Annotated in this window: 10 protein-coding genes; 4 read left to right on the forward strand and 6 right to left on the reverse strand. The window is 42.0% G+C overall.

What is annotated here, in order from left to right; genetic code table 11:
- Positions 1–22: 22 nt before the first annotated feature.
- Entirely contained in the window at positions 23–946 is a 924-nt protein-coding gene (locus ACPUEN_RS13375) for a 1-aminocyclopropane-1-carboxylate deaminase/D-cysteine desulfhydrase (protein ID WP_425636403.1), read from the forward strand.
- Here the strand turns inward: ACPUEN_RS13375 and ACPUEN_RS13380 are convergent.
- From ACPUEN_RS13380 to ACPUEN_RS13390, 3 genes are all read right to left on the reverse strand, one after another.
- Positions 930–1,565: a helix-turn-helix domain-containing protein gene (locus ACPUEN_RS13380; RefSeq protein WP_425636404.1), complete on the reverse strand. Its 636-nt coding sequence runs from the start codon at positions 1,563–1,565 to the stop codon at positions 930–932. The genes ACPUEN_RS13375 and ACPUEN_RS13380 overlap by 17 nt on opposite strands.
- 27 nt (positions 1,566–1,592) lie before the next feature.
- Complete coding sequence (gene uvrB, locus ACPUEN_RS13385) at positions 1,593–3,635, reverse strand: excinuclease ABC subunit UvrB (protein ID WP_425636405.1); 2,043 nt, start codon at positions 3,633–3,635, stop codon at positions 1,593–1,595.
- Between the two features lie 162 nt (positions 3,636–3,797).
- Positions 3,798–4,985: a DUF4105 domain-containing protein gene (locus ACPUEN_RS13390; protein WP_425636406.1), complete on the reverse strand. Its 1,188-nt coding sequence runs from the start codon at positions 4,983–4,985 to the stop codon at positions 3,798–3,800.
- 41 nt (positions 4,986–5,026) lie between these two features.
- Between ACPUEN_RS13390 and ACPUEN_RS13395 the strand changes: the two genes are divergently transcribed.
- From ACPUEN_RS13395 to ACPUEN_RS13405, 3 genes are all read left to right on the forward strand, one after another.
- Positions 5,027–7,339 carry a T9SS type A sorting domain-containing protein gene (locus tag ACPUEN_RS13395; RefSeq protein WP_425636407.1) on the forward strand — a complete coding sequence of 771 codons (2,313 nt, stop codon included), beginning with the start codon at positions 5,027–5,029 and terminating at the stop codon, positions 7,337–7,339.
- Positions 7,340–7,506: 167 nt separating this feature from the next.
- The gene (locus ACPUEN_RS13400) at positions 7,507–8,820 is read left to right on the forward strand and encodes a gluconate:H+ symporter (protein ID WP_425636408.1); all 1,314 of its coding nucleotides are present in this window, start codon (positions 7,507–7,509) and stop codon (positions 8,818–8,820) included.
- A 20-nt stretch (positions 8,821–8,840) separates the two neighbouring features.
- The gene (locus tag ACPUEN_RS13405) at positions 8,841–9,314 is read left to right on the forward strand and encodes a RidA family protein (RefSeq protein ID WP_425636409.1); all 474 of its coding nucleotides are present in this window, start codon (positions 8,841–8,843) and stop codon (positions 9,312–9,314) included.
- Here ACPUEN_RS13405 and ACPUEN_RS13410 read toward each other — a convergent pair.
- From ACPUEN_RS13410 to ACPUEN_RS13420, 3 genes are all read right to left on the reverse strand, one after another.
- Positions 9,311–10,705 (reverse strand): transglycosylase SLT domain-containing protein, encoded by a 1,395-nt coding sequence (locus ACPUEN_RS13410; protein ID WP_425636410.1) that lies wholly within the window; start codon positions 10,703–10,705, stop codon positions 9,311–9,313. The two genes, ACPUEN_RS13405 and ACPUEN_RS13410, sit on opposite strands and share 4 nt — an antisense overlap.
- 134 nt (positions 10,706–10,839) lie before the next feature.
- Positions 10,840–12,186 carry a TolC family protein gene (locus tag ACPUEN_RS13415; RefSeq protein ID WP_425636411.1) on the reverse strand — a complete coding sequence of 449 codons (1,347 nt, stop codon included), beginning with the start codon at positions 12,184–12,186 and terminating at the stop codon, positions 10,840–10,842.
- Positions 12,186–15,248: an efflux RND transporter permease subunit gene (locus ACPUEN_RS13420; protein WP_425636412.1), complete on the reverse strand. Its 3,063-nt coding sequence runs from the start codon at positions 15,246–15,248 to the stop codon at positions 12,186–12,188. The genes ACPUEN_RS13415 and ACPUEN_RS13420 overlap by 1 nt, the downstream gene beginning before the upstream one ends.

Below are 15,248 nucleotides of genomic sequence, written 5' to 3' on the forward strand. Positions count from 1 at the left end.
CCTTAGCAAAAAAGCAGCGCAAATGCTCCTCCCCAATCCAATTCCTACACAATTCATTTCACATTCCTTTTTGGAGGAAAAGGGAATAGAATTGGCAATCAAGCGCTTGGATTTAGTCCATCCAGAAGTTTCTGGCAACAAATTTTTTAAACTCAGATACAATTTGGAAAAAGCCAAATCACAAGGCAAATCAAGTATTTTGACCTTTGGAGGGGCTTTTTCCAATCATATTTATGCCACTTCTGAGGCAGCAAAAGCTGAAGGCCTTGAATCAATTGGAATCATCCGAGGGGAAAAAACTGAGCCATTGAATGCCACTCTGGCTCATGCAGAACAGCTCGGCATGCAGCTTCATTTTATTGATAGAAAAAGCTACAGAGAAAAATCCACCGCAGATTTTCTTAATAGTTTAACAGAGGAATTTGGAGATTTTTATTTGATTCCGGAAGGGGGAACCAATGAACTTGCCATCAAAGGCACCCAGGAAATCTTTGACTTGGAAGATCAGCAATTCTCATATATCTGCTCTTCCATAGGTACCGGAGGCACTTTCGCTGGACTTTATACCTCCCTTGCTTCACACCAAAAACTACTTGGATTCTCTTCCCTCAAAGGGGAATTCATTCATCAGGAAATCTCTGAACTCCTAGAGAAACACCAGCTGAGCAGCAATGGCTCATACGGGATTTTTACCAATTACCACTTTGGGGGCTACGCCAAACACAAGCAAGAACTCATCGATTTCATCTGGTGGTTTTATGAAAACTTTGGGATAGTGCTAGACCCTATTTATACCGGGAAAATGGCTTTTGGAGTCTGGGATTTGATCAAAAAAGATTATTTCTTCAAAGGCTCAAAAATCCTGATGATTCACTCAGGCGGACTGCAGGGAAATATGGGTTTTACCGAACGAACCGGGTTCAAGCTACCTACTCTTTCAGGGTGAAAAAATCCTCCGACTCCTGGGGATGAATCAGTAAAACATTGGCTAGGGTTAGTCGAACCAAGGTTTTTGAAGCTAAAAATTTTGGGAGCTTAGCAAGCTTGGCAAATTCCTTCAAGGTGATTTTGTCCGTTTCACCCAATGCTTTCATCAGAATTTCTTCCTTATTTCCATAGGTAAAAACCATATCACGTGGATTTTTACCTCTCCTCAAAATCTCCCAAACTTCCCTACTCGCCTGCACCGAGCGATCTGCTACGCGTATGAAGGCTTGCTTCCGGTCTTTCTCTTTCAAATAATGAGGACGATTTGGACTGACTGAGATCTTAAAAACTGCCACACCTTTTTTCTCATTCAGCTTCAAGGAAAACAGTTCATAGTCTAAGGGTGGAAAGATCAACTCCTTAATCGCCCTTTCCATCACAAAAATCTCTTCTTCAATGTAACGCTGCCCACTAACCGTCCCATCATCATCCACACCGATTAGCAAGTCTCCACCAGAAGTATTTGCAAAGGCAATTAGCTCCCGAACAATTTTTTCAGGATAAGTAGCTTTCTTTTTAAATTCTATCCTCTGCCCCTCGCCTTTGGCGGCAAGCAACTTCACCTCTTGAAGCGTCATTTTTACTAATTTTTAGCTCTCCCAAGCCTATTTACTTACTCCACGATTCAATTGTTCCAATCTTGATTTCTGCGATTGCCACTCGTCCCGAAGTCGGGCAGCTTCCATGAAATTCAATTCCTTGGCCGCTTTCTCCATTAATTTCTGAGTCTGTGCGATCAGTTTCTCCAACTTGTCTTTGCTTAAATATTGTACCACTGGATCAGCTGCCATACTTTCTTCACTCGGCATTGGTTCGGCGTAGAACTTGGCATTTTTCTTCGAGTCTGCAACTTTGGTTTGTCCCATGATCTTATCATGAGATTTCAAAATAGTTGTTGGGGTAATGCCATTTGCTGTATTGTACTCAATTTGTAAAGCACGTCTTCGTTTGGTTTCATCAATCGCTGACTGCATGGAGTCGGTGATTTTATCTGCATACATAATCACACGGCCTTCTGAGTTTCGCGCAGCTCGACCTATAGTCTGTACCAAACTACGCTCATTTCTAAGGAATCCTTCCTTATCGGCATCTAAGATCGCCACCAAAGAAACCTCCGGTAAATCCAGCCCTTCTCTAAGCAGATTCACCCCGACAAGCACGTCGAAAATCCCTAATCTCAGCTCCCGCAAAATCTCCACCCGATCAAGTGTTTTTACTTCAGAGTGAATGTAACGTGACTTTACCCCGGCTCTTTCGAGGAATTTCTGAAGCTCTTCAGCCATTCGTTTGGTTAGCGTAGTTACCAAAGTTCTTGCACCGGTCTTAATCGTTTGATCGATCTCCTCCAGCAAATCATCGATTTGATTTTGACTTGGCCTCACTTCGATGGTAGGATCCAAAAGCCCGGTAGGTCGTATGATTTGCTCTACTACTACCCCTTCGGTCAAGGACAATTCATAATCTGCCGGAGTCGCAGAGACGTAAACCACCTGATTAGTCAAATCCTGAAATTCCTCAAACTTCAACGGACGATTATCCAAAGCAGAAGGAAGCCTAAAACCAAAATCTACCAAATTGATTTTTCTGGATCTATCCCCTCCCCACATAGCCCGTACTTGCGGCAAAGTCACATGGCTTTCATCCACTACCATAAGAAAATCATCCGGGAAATAATCCAACAAACAGAACGGTCTAGCGCCTGGAGCTCTGCGGTCAAAATACCTGGAATAATTTTCCACTCCTGAGCAATAGCCCAACTCACGCATCATTTCCAAATCAAACTCTGTTCGTTCCTGAAGTCTCTTAGCCTCCATGAATTTGCCCTCTTTTTCAAAGAAATTTACCTGATCCACCATATCATATTGGATCTCGTGAATGGCAGTCTGCAAGGTGTCTTTTCCTGTCACAAATAAGTTTGCAGGGAAAATCGAGATAATTTTCTCGTCATTAAGTTTCTTACCAGTAGCAGGATCAAATCGCTGAATCGCCTCAATCTCATCCCCCCAGAAGAAAATTCTATATCCCCAGTCAGCATATGCCACAAAGATATCTACCGTATCTCCCTTCACCCGGAAAGTCCCATGAGTTAAGTCATGCTGGGTTCTGCTATATAAAATATCCACCAGCTTAAATAACAACTGATTTCTAGGAATTCGGTCTCCTTCCTGAAGTTTGATAACATTTTTCCCGAACTCATCCGGATTTCCTATACCATAGATGCACGACACAGAAGCCACCACGATTACATCTCTACGGCCTGTAAGTAATGCCGATGATGCACTCAGACGTAGCTTCTCTATCTCCTCGTTTATTGAAAGATCCTTTTCTATATAGGTCCCTGAAGTCGGAATAAACGCTTCAGGCTGGTAATAATCGTAATAGGAAATAAAATACTCTACAGCATTTTCAGGGAAAAACTGCTTGAACTCCCCGTAAAGCTGAGCAGCAAGTGTCTTGTTATGACTAAGCACCAGTGTTGGTTTCTGGGTTTGCTGGATTAGGTTAGCAACGGTAAAAGTTTTCCCAGAACCAGTTACACCTAATAATACCTGGGCCTGATCGCCATTATTCACTCCTGCCGTTAGCTGTTCTATGGCCTTTGGCTGATCGCCGGTAGGTTTATAATCTGAGGTAAGTTTGAATTCCATAAGCTTTGTCCGAAAATACCCAACACCAATCCCCTATGCAATAGTTTAGAAAGGAAAGAATTTATGGAGTAAAGTACCAGGAATCATCTGGTTACGACTTCGCTAAACTGACATACTGTGTCACCTTAAGCACTGAAAGACGAGGGTCTCTAAATCGAGAGGTCATACCACTCGTTTAAACTTCCCGATGTTATAATACAAATAATTCGTTCTCAGAATCAGTACCAACAACAACGGAATCAGGCTTGGGTGGAAAGACTGCCAACCCAAAATCCAAAATACCACTGCTGCATCTGCCATAATCAAAGCAAAAAGCAGGTACTTCAGCACCCAGGGTTTGATCGTTTTCTTAAATAAAGTAAAAGCTAAAATCAGATGTCCTGGAAATGCCCAGAGAATATTCCAGTTATACTTGGTAGACTGAATTTCCGATCCTATCCACAGCAAGGATATGACTATTCCAATGATTCCCAATATCCCAAAGAATGCGATATCAAAGCCTACGAAGAGCTTTTTCTTCTTGAATCCAAAAAATGTGATTCCCGTAAATATGATCGCCACTACCCAGAAAATCCAGTAGGGATTGATCGCTCCGAATGAACCTTCGGTTTTTTCAAAATTCAAGATAGTCCTGTTTTTCTCCACCAATGGCCGGGTAGGTCCATCGCCTTGGATCATCGCTCTCGAAAATGCTCCTTCCACATACTTAGGCAGAAACTGCTCTTCAAGCGGGGTAGCATCCCTATCCAAGCGGGAACCCAGTGCCAAATCAATTCCCAAATCTGACCAGGTCATGTAGTACACCATTTCGTCTATCAATTCCCGAAATGTCTTATCCACCGGCTCCCGCACTTCATCATCCCAGATCAGCTGATCTCCCAGGACCGTACTGACCGCATCACGCACACGGGTAGCACAGTTGTCAAAGAAAAAATCATAGCGATAAGCCCGATTCTCAGGCAAGTAATTCGTCTCGAGAAACCTAATCAGCTCCAACTTCTGCTGCTCGTTCAAACTTAGAACCTGCTCTCTTACGCTGCGCTTGAAGTAATCATATTCTGCAATAAAGCGATCAAAAGTAGAAACCGAGAGGTAGTAATCCAGTCTGCCTCCGGCAAAATTCAATACGAAATTAGGTGCCCCAAAGTCAAACGTGCCATAGTTATACACTACATCCCTGCCCGTAGACAGCTCGATTACCCGAATCCCGCTATGCCCAAAAGAACTGTAGATCTCCTCTCCCGGATCGCAAGTCAGTAGAGAAATCTGGTATTGCTGGGCTTGAACAGGAGCTAAAGCACTGACAGTCAATAAAAAAATTAAACTAACTATTGTTTTTTTAAAATTCATTTCACTAAATTGATAGACGCTTTTTCAGAATACTTTTTAAAATGAAAACACGGGGCAAAACGTTGGCCTGTAAGGCACTTTTTCAAAGCCGAATATACTTGATATTCTCGGCAGTAGCATTTCATTGTCTTTACAATAATGTCACACTGTGCCAAGAAATTGGGGCCTATCGCACAGTAACTTCCGGAAATTTTGGGAATATTTCTATATGGCAAGTGTATGATGGAACAGTGTGGCTTGCGGCTTCGGTTAAGCCTAATCAGACAAATGATATTTATATTGATCAAACTCATAAAGTCACGTTAACCGCTAATGAGGAGGTCAAAAATTTATATATAAACGCACAGACAGGAGCAGGAGAAAAATTAAACCTCAATAGTAATAATATTAACGTATATGGTTCGCTTCAAGCATTTACTGGAGCTGCACCTGGAACTCCAGCAGGAACTTGGAACAGCCAAAACTGGATAGGAAACTCTATTTCAAGCACACTTACATTCAAAGGAAATTCAAGAATAATTATTCCTAAAAATGCTTGGAGTGGCTTTACCACCCAAAGCCGTTATACCGTGATATTTGATCCAGGAGCCGGGAATACTTTAACTATTCAGGAGCCATTTAAGGCTGTTCAATTCATAGTACGATCTGGAACTTTAAGACAGACATTAGACACTTCTGTAGCACCAAATTTTTGCTCGTCAATTACATTTAATACAGAAACAAGCTATTATCCATCAGGCTCCTTTGGAGACTTTATCATTGAAGCAAATGGAAAATTTATTTCCGAATGCAATGAAAATATAATTGCCCGGTCAATATCAGGTTTGGTGAGTGCAGCTCTTTTCGACCTTCAATCTGGAGGAGAATTGATTTTGGAAGGTACCTCACCTCAAATCGAAGCCGCTACTTTTCAATTGAACGGGAAAGTGACTTTTAGAAAAAATACTGGTACTCAAAATTTTTTATCGAAGTCGTACGCAAGTTCCTCACAACCATTAAACTTTCATCATTTAGAAATTCAAGGCACAACAAACGTTACTTTGCCTTCTTCCTTATCACTAAGTGGAGATATGACTCAAGTCGGTTCTGGAGCATTTAATCTCACAAATACAACACTCCTTTTTAATGGGCCTGAAGTTCAAAACATTTCTGGATTTACTATGAATGTTAGAGATTTGAATGTCGATAAACCTGCAGGTAAAGTCATTCTAGATCAAAACCTTTTAGTTTTACGAAATCTCACCATGCTCAGTGGCCAGTTGGATTTCCAAAACAACTCGCTCACCATTAATAGCTCGAATGCTGGAGTATTGGACTATCAAGGTGGCTCTTGGGAAAACTTGTCTTCTTTCACCTACTCAAATTCCCCTACAACTTTAACTGCTTCAAATGGAACGTTCCCATTTGGAGATCGGTATCATGGTGGTATCCGGAAAGTGCAATTACTTGGTACAAATGCAGGAGGAAATCTTACTGTGGATTACACTGAATACCGAGGAGCAGATTTCAACCCGGGTTTTAATGATCTAGACGGAACACCAATTCTTTATCGGCTCTTTAGTTATTTCCAATTTTCAGGACTTAATGCATCTTCTAATCCACTTGAGTTGCGGGTTTCTGCAATGAATTTAATTGTAGATCAGCCAGAAGATCTTCGCTTGGTATGTACAGGGTATGCCGCTCCAGGAACCCATGTCGAAAGCAGCGATGCAATTAATCTCTGGGCCATCAGAAACTTAACTTTTGATGATTTATCAGGTAAAAACTTCACTGTAGGAAGCTTTAGAACTTTAAGTATTCTTCCAGTCACCTGGCTTTCCCTTACTGCCAATAACTATGTATCCTCAAAAGAGATAAGCTGGATAGTAGCAAGTGAAACTGACAATGAAAAGTTTGAGATCTATAGTTCCGACACTCCTTTGAAGGTGTGGAAAAAAATAGGAGAAGTCTTGAGTCATGGTAATTCTGACTTTCCTGCTTATTATTCCTTTATAGATACAGTATCTTCAAAATCAACCTCAACCTATTATCAAATCAGGGTTTTAGACCTTTCAGGCCAATCGTCTTGGAGTAAAGTTGTACGGTTAGAAAACACCCCGGCCATTTCCCCTAATCAAATCTCAATTTTCCCAAATCCTCATTCCATTGGAAAAATCAGAGTAAATCTTCCTGAAACCTTCCTTTCTCAAGAGACAAAAGTTATCGTTTACACAAGTCAAGGCCGTTTGCTCTCCTCTTTCAGTTACAATGAATTCGAATTTTCCGAACATCTGGAAGTATTGAAACCCGGTCTATACCTGATTACTTTTTCAAATGCAGTGACAACTTTTCAAACTAGATGGATCAAGAGATAGTCCAATTTAGATTGCAGATGGACACCTACTACAAGCGTTGTCCTAACACTCTGAGATTGATTACTACGACTGCAAACTGCTGACCCTATTTTCACCAACTATCTCCACCTGTAAAACCCAAATCCACCAATGTTTTTTATCTTGTAAGCTAAACCCAACCTATTCCTATGACCATTCTTCTCGTGTTGCTCAGTATTGCAATTCTTGTGCTGCTGATCGTATGGGCAAAGCTCAATCCTTTTTTAGCATTTCTGATAGCTTCCATTGCTGCTGGTTTTCTGCTTGGCCTTCCCGCAGATCAGATTGCCGGATCTGTACAGCGTGGTATGGGTGGCCTCTTAGGCGACTTGGTCATAGTCATCGTGATGGGTGCTATGCTGGGTAAGCTGGTCGCAGAATCAGGTGCAGCTCAGCGTATTGCTGGTTTTCTGATGAAGATCTTCGGACAAAAGCACATCACTTGGGCCATGTCTATCACGGGTTTGGTCGTAGGAATCCCATTGTTCTACAATGTTGGCTTTGTGCTCCTAGTCCCTCTGGCTTTTACGGTAGCCTATCAATACAAAATCTCCGCGGTGTACGTGGGTATTCCACTTTTGGCAGCACTGTCTGTTACCCATGGTTTTTTACCTCCACATCCATCACCAGCGGCCCTCGTTGCACAGTTTGATGCCAACATGGGCTTGACCCTATTCTATGGTTTTGCGATAGCCATTCCAACCATTGCGCTGGCAGGTCCTATTTTCGCAAGAACGCTCAAAAATATGGAAGCTAAACCGCTAAAGACTTTTCAGGCAGAAACAAAGCCTGAGTCTGAGCTTCCTTCCACATCAAACAGTTTTTTTACAGCTTTGCTTCCTGTAGTTCTTTTGGTAGGAACCACGGCATTGAATCTAAACATTTCCTCAGACAGCAGCTTGGCTCCTGTGATTGCTTTTGTGGCAGATCCAGGAATCGTCATGTTAATTTCAGTGCTGATTGCTACGTTTACGCTCGGTCTGAGACGTAATTTCACCATGAAACAAATCATGGATCTCTATACGGTAGCCACCAAAGACATCGCTATGATTCTGTTGATCGTGGCTGGTGCAGGGGCTTTGAAACAAATATTCACAGATACCGGAGTGAGTATGGTGATCGCTGAAGGACTGCAAAGCTGGGATATTCATCCATTGATTTTGGCTTGGATCATTACTGCTATCATTAGAGTTTGTGTAGGCTCAGCGACTGTGGCTGGGCTGACAACAGCTGGGATAATTGCTCCGCTGGTAACAACCATGAATGTGGACCCTAATCTCTTGGTACTTTCCATTGGTGCAGGCAGTTTGATGTTCTCGCATTTCAACGATGCTGGGTTTTGGATGTACAAAGAGTTTTTCAATGTAAGCATCAAAGACACCATCAAATCCTGGTCGGTGATGGAAACGATTGTAGCAGTCTCAGGCTTAATTGGAGTTCTTATCCTTGACATTTTCATATAAAAATCAAATATTATATTCTTATGGAAACTCCAGAAAGCAACTTCAATAAACTTGGTTTTACGCTACCTCCAGCCCCAAAACCATTGGGTGTTTACAAACCATGCCTGATAGATGGCAAATACCTCTATCTCTCAGGTCACGGAACTGTTCAAGAAGATGGCAGTTTGATCATTGGACGAATAGGGCAAGATTTGGATATTGAAGCTGGGAAACTCGCTGCCAGGCAAGTTGGTCTGGCGATACTGTCCACCATCAAAGCCAACTTAGGCTCTCTCAATAGAGTGAAGCGGGTGATAAAAGTTCTAGGAATGGTAAACTGTGAATCCTCTTTTGAGCGACACCCTTACGTAATCAATGGCTGCAGCGAGCTATTCATGCAGGTTTGGGGGGAGGAAAATGGCGTAGGGGTAAGGTCTGCTGTAGGAATGGGTTCCCTACCAGGAAATATTCCAGTGGAAGTAGAAGCCATGTTTGAGCTACACGAAGGCGCTTAAGGCTGCACTAGCGCTTTATACGACTCAAACACGCTCATCACATCCTTAACATAATTTACTGCCAGATGCCCTTTGGCAAAGCCACTCTTGACAATAGGATCACGGTAATAATCGGGATCACTTTTTAACTCCAAAAACTCAGAGACTGAAGACCAAGACTGAGTGTTTTTCCCATACTTCAACGTCAATCTCCAAGCATCTTCCACATGGCCATGGCCAATATTATAAGACGCTAACACGAATTTCAAACGCTCCGAGGTATCAGGTACTCTTTCTATCCAAAACTTATCCAGGTATCTCAAGTAGCGAACTCCACCCATAAGCGACTGCGCTGGATCATTTGGGTTATCCACTCCGAATCTTTCTAAAGTCACTGGCATCAGCTGCAGCAAGCCTCTAGCACCAGCATAGGATGTCGCAACAGTATCGAATCTAGACTCTTTGTAAACCAAAGAAGCCAGCAATCGCCAATCCCAACCTAACTGCTCAGCACCATCTTTGATAATCTCATCGTAAACAGAAATCTGATTACCTGCTAAAGAAGAGAATGGACTGTTGCTCCTGAAATAACTATTCTTAGAATTCAGGAAGTATTTGGCATATAAATCTGGAAGAAATCTTTTTTGCTTATCCTCCAACCAATTATTCAGGGAAGTAAGAAGTTTTGGAGCGTTTTCCCTCACTACCCAAGATACATCTCCTTCCTTTTGCACTTTCCATGAAATATCCAAATCTCCATAATAAGTGGCATTGGCTTGAGCAATATTTTGATCCGCTATAGTCCATTTGATTTCACCTTCAGCCACCTTATCGATTAGCGTTTCTTCGTGATCTGGAGTGGGAATTATGGTATAATTTAATTGAAGCGAATCCTTCAAATTGCACAATTGGGTTTTGTAAACGGCTCCTTCACGAACATAAATAGTATCGGAATCAAGTTGATCCCAGGAAGTGATTTTACCGGAATTCTCGTTGCCCACCAACACAGTGTTCATTTTACCGAGTGGAAGTGAAAAGGAAGTCTTTTCAGATCGTTCCATGCTTTTTTCGAGGTTCATAGCGATTATATCCACTTTCCCCTCCTGCAAATAATCGAAGGCACGATCAATATCAGAAACCAAAACTAGGTGTAACTGAACATTCAAACGCTTGGCGAGGTCACGAAGAAGCTCATATTCATAGCCCATCCTACGGCCTCGGTAGATATAATAACCCGTTGAATTATTATCCACTGCTGCACGGATAAAACCTCTATTTTGAATCCCGGGAAGGTCAAGTACATAGGCATCTTCCTTGGAAATAGACCCAAAATGCTTCTCAATAAAAGTGCATTGCACACCGAAGAGGAGAAGTATTACTATAGAGGAAAATAGAATTATTGCTTTTTTCATTCAATAGAGTCGTAAGACTCTGGATGTTACACGCATGCCCATTTGGCAAATGCTATGCCAATTGAAAAAGTAAGCATTCGTTAAAAAAAGCAAATAATAAAACGAAGACTCATCTCAAAGCCTTCATTTCGGAATTAATCCTCTGAAGGAAGGTTCAACTCCTCAAAACTATTGTCAAAGAAAATCTTACCTGAAAGACGTCTCAACTCGATTTCCTGCTCTTTAATGTTGAAAATAGAGGTGATCAATCGGTTCTCAGCTGTTAGCAAATTCACCTGTGCATCCCGGAATTCCAAGTAGGAAGCAATCCCGAGTCTGAACCTTTCCAGCGCAATTTCGGAGCTTTCCTTGGCGACAGCATAGTTCTTCTGCTCCACCTCTAGCAAGTTTCGATTGGTGGTGTAGGTATTGAAAGCACGATGGATATCAGATCGAAGTTGAATCTCGTACTGATCCACAGCAAAACCTTGTATTTTCTGCTGAACCTTTGCATTCTGGATCCTACGGTTCAAGGTGAAGCCATTAAATACATTTAAAGCGACATTTCCTCCGTAGTTGAATCCTGATCGTTGGTTTTGAATTAGAATACCTGCGTCAGAATTGGAAGTATTGGTAGCATAGGATGCATTTAGGTTGATGACAGGCAGTCGGCTTGCCCGTAATTCTTTCAGTTGGAGAAAGGCAACATTTTCCTGACGCTGGGTAATGAGGTAGGTTTTATTTTCAAGGAATGCATTTTCTACCAGATTCTGCAAAAGCAAAGGCTCTCCTACCGTGATGGTATCATTAACCAGAAACTGTTCTTCCGGATTCAGCGCCATCAATTCATTTAGATTTACCCGTGCATTCTGAATCACCTGCTCCTGGCCAAGTACTAAGCTCAAATCGGAATTGTAATCAACTTCTGCCGTCAGAAAATCACGCTTGCCTGCTCCTCCGAGAGAATATTGAGCCTCTGCAATATTCAGTCTAGCCTGACTGAGTTCCAGCGTTCGCTTTAGAACTTCATAACGTTGCAATTCCAACACTAAGCGGTAGTAAGCTGATGAAATATTTGCCACGGTGTTTTCCACCGCGATCTTGGCATCCAATTCAGAGATTTCTGTCAGAACTCCCAGTCTTTTCATCACAATGAAGCTCTCCGGACGAAACCCATAAATACCTACAACGCTAAAGTTCTTGGATCTGGATTGCGCATTGTCGATAGTCCTCGGATTGGGATCGGTAGCAAAAACCTGCTCCACATCTTCATTACTGAAAGACCGGGTATACGTAGCATCCACGATTGGCATGAGATAATCACCCGAGCCGATGCGCTGATTTCCTTCCTGAATTTCCACCGTTTCCACGGCAATTTTAATATTCAAGTTTTTTTCAAGACCAATAGTAATAGCCTTCTCAAGATCCAGAGACTCATTACTTTGGGCAAAAAGGCTTGTTCCAATAATGCTCATTAAGAGCAATAGGCTAAGATTCTTCATTAAATTCTGGCTAATCTTCCTTCTTTGGAAGTGAGATAAGTATAAATAGCTGGGATCACAAAAAGGGTCAATATAGTCGCAAAGGCTAATCCGCCAATGACAGCTGCCCCCATAGGAACACGACTTTCAGCACCGGCTCCTAATCCAAGTGCGATCGGTAAAATCCCCAAAATCGTAGATAAACTAGTCATCAAAATAGGTCTGAATCTGGCAACAGCCGCTCCAAAAATCGCTTCATGAACAGACATCCCAGAAGCCTTTCTCTGATTAGCAAATTCTACAATCAGGATACCATTTTTGGTCACCAGACCTATCAACATAATAATACCAATCTGACTGAAAATATTCAGCGTAAACCCAAATGACCATAAGGTCAGCAGAGCCCCGAAGATTGCCAGCGGGACTGTAAACATGATGGTAAGTGGATCCAAGAAACTCTCAAATTGTGCTGAAAGCACCAAATAGATCAAAATCAACGCAAATAAGAATGCGAATAACAAACTGTTGGAGCTTTCTCTAAATTCCTTGGAAGGACCTGAAACGTCTGTAGTAAATGAGTCATCCAAGACTTCTCCTGCAATTCGATCCATCTCATCCAATCCATCTCCGATGGTATAACCTTCGGCTAAGTTGGCAGAAACGGTACCAGCTACAAATCGATTGAATCTGTACAATTGCGGTGGTGTACTTTTCTCAGTTACTGTAACTAGGTTGTCCAGCTGAACCAGTGAACCATTCTCGGCACGCACATACAGCATTCTTAGATTTACAGGTTCATTTCTATCTTCTAGCCTCATTTCTCCTACTACCTGATATTGCTTACCATTTTTGATGAAATAGGCGAATCTCTGTCCTGAATAGGATAACTGTAATGTTCTTGCAATTTCTTGAATAGATACTCCAATATTTCTTGATTTTTCCCTATCAATCTCAATTTCAAGTTCAGGCTTGGTAAACTTCAGGTTGATATCAGAGAAAATAAATACTGGGCTTTTGCCTACCTCTTCCATGAAAGTAGGAATAACTTCTTTCAATTTATCCAATGTAGGCGCCTGCAAAACGTACTGTACCGGAAGACCTCCACGACTATTGCCGATGGATTGTGCCTGAGATGCGAAGGCTCTTACTCCGGTATATTGTTTAAGCTTTTGGTTAATTTCATTGAAATATTCCTCTTGAGTTTTTTCTCTGTTTTCAGCATCTGTTAAAATAAATCGCATGAAACCAGAGTTCGTGCTTGATGAACCAAAACCTGGTGAGGTAACTGATACCATCCCTCTGACCTCATCTTTTGGGTAATCTGCGCCAAAATCAGCCACCATTTGATCGATTACACGATCCATATACCCGAAAGTGGCTCCTTCCGGGCCTGACATTCTGATTACGATTTCACCTCTATCCTCTGTGGGAGCAAGTTCTGTAGGAATCTCATTGAAAAGCCAATAAATTCCAAATCCCATAAAACCTACCAATAAAAATGACACCCATCGGAATTGCATAAACCATGCGAGCGCTCCGTCATACTTGTCATTTATCCAAACAAAACCCGGCTCAGTAAAATTATAGAATGCATTATGCTTCTCTCTTTTCTTGAGAAGTTTTGAGCTCAACATTGGAGTCATCGTCAGCGCGACAAATGATGAGATGATCACTGCTCCGGCAACTACTACACCGAATTCTCTGAAAAGTCGACCAGTCGTTCCTGTAAGGAAAATTACCGGGAGGAATACTGCGGCCAGCGCAACTGTGGTAGCAATAACTGCAAAGAATATTTCTTCTGAACCTTTTTCAGCTGCTTCCTGCGGGTTTTCCCCCTTCTCAATTCGAGAGTATATATTTTCCAATACGACAATAGCATCATCGACTACTAATCCAATCGAGAGGACTATTCCCAGAAGTGTAAGTACGTTGATAGAAAAATCCATCAAATACATGACAAAGAATACTCCAATGAGTGATATAGGAATTGTCAATACTGGAATGAATGTAGTACGCCAGTCTCTCAAGAATAGAAAGATAATGGCAACGACAAGTACAAATGCTGTAATAATTGTTTCTTTTACTTCGGATATGGAGCTTCGGATAAAGTTTGTCTTATCAAACCCAATCTCCAACCCTACATCAGACGGCAGATCCTTCTCGATAAATTCCAATCTCCTATAGAACTCATCAGCAATTTCTATACTGTTGGACCCAGGAAGTGGGACCAAAACTATTCCCACCATAGGTACTCCGTCCCGCTTCAAAATACTACGTTCATTGAGGGCGGCCAACTCAGCTTTACCCACATCCTGAAAACGTACAATGTTATTTTGATCTTCTTTTATGATCAGGTCATTGAATTCCTGGGGGCTGCTCAATCTACTTTTTGTTCGAACAGATAGCTCAATAGTCTCCCCTTCTATTTTCCCAGAGGGCAATTCGACGTTTTCACTTTGCACTTTGGAAAGTACATCCAATGGAGTCACTCCGTAAGAAGCCATCTTGAGAGGATCCATTCTTAGACGGATCGCGTATTCTTTTTCCCCCCATATCTGAATCCGGCTCACACCTGGAATGGTCTGAAGCCTTTCTTTGAAAATATTCTCCGCAATATCTGAGAGATCCAAGAGGCTCCTTTCATCACTTTTTACGTTCAAGAAAACAATAGGCTCGGAATCTGCATCAGCTTTGGAAACTACAGGAGGCTCCGCATCGGGAGGAAGATTTCGCTGGGCACCTGAAACTTTATCACGCACGTCATTTGCAGCTGCTTCCAAATCTGCTCCAACGTCAAATTCTACTGTGATGCTACTTCCACCATCATTACTAGTCGATGTCAGTGATTTAATTCCCTGAATACCGTTGATGGCTTCCTCTAAAGGCTCAGTGATTTGAGCTTCAATGACATCTGCATTAGCTCCTACGTAGGTAGTCCGTACGTTTATGACTGGGGGGTCAACACTTGGAAATTCTCTGATTCCCAAAAGTGTAATACCAATAGCACCAAAAAGCATGATGACCAGAGACATCACAATGGCCAATACAGGCCTGTTGATACTTACATTTGATAAGCTCGACAT

Origin of the sequence: Algoriphagus yeomjeoni, assembly GCF_049821175.1 — a bacterium.
GTDB lineage: Bacteria > Bacteroidota > Bacteroidia > Cytophagales > Cyclobacteriaceae > Algoriphagus > Algoriphagus yeomjeoni_A.

Bases quoted from the DNA above. Each gene is read 5' to 3' on its own strand.
- ACPUEN_RS13375 (WP_425636403.1), top strand. From the start codon at position 23: ATGCTCCTCCCCAATCCAATTCCTACACAATTCATTTCACATTCCTTT.
- ACPUEN_RS13380 (WP_425636404.1), bottom strand. From the start codon at position 1,565: ATGACGCTTCAAGAGGTGAAGTTGCTTGCCGCCAAAGGCGAGGGGCAG.
- uvrB (WP_425636405.1), bottom strand. From the start codon at position 3,635: ATGGAATTCAAACTTACCTCAGATTATAAACCTACCGGCGATCAGCCA.
- ACPUEN_RS13390 (WP_425636406.1), bottom strand. From the start codon at position 4,985: ATGAATTTTAAAAAAACAATAGTTAGTTTAATTTTTTTATTGACTGTC.
- ACPUEN_RS13395 (WP_425636407.1), top strand. From the start codon at position 5,027: ATGAAAACACGGGGCAAAACGTTGGCCTGTAAGGCACTTTTTCAAAGC.
- ACPUEN_RS13400 (WP_425636408.1), top strand. From the start codon at position 7,507: ATGACCATTCTTCTCGTGTTGCTCAGTATTGCAATTCTTGTGCTGCTG.
- ACPUEN_RS13405 (WP_425636409.1), top strand. From the start codon at position 8,841: ATGGAAACTCCAGAAAGCAACTTCAATAAACTTGGTTTTACGCTACCT.
- ACPUEN_RS13410 (WP_425636410.1), bottom strand. From the start codon at position 10,705: ATGAAAAAAGCAATAATTCTATTTTCCTCTATAGTAATACTTCTCCTC.
- ACPUEN_RS13415 (WP_425636411.1), bottom strand. From the start codon at position 12,186: ATGAAGAATCTTAGCCTATTGCTCTTAATGAGCATTATTGGAACAAGC.
- ACPUEN_RS13420 (WP_425636412.1), bottom strand. From the start codon at position 15,248: ATGTCGAGCTTATCAAATGTAAGTATCAACAGGCCTGTATTGGCCATT.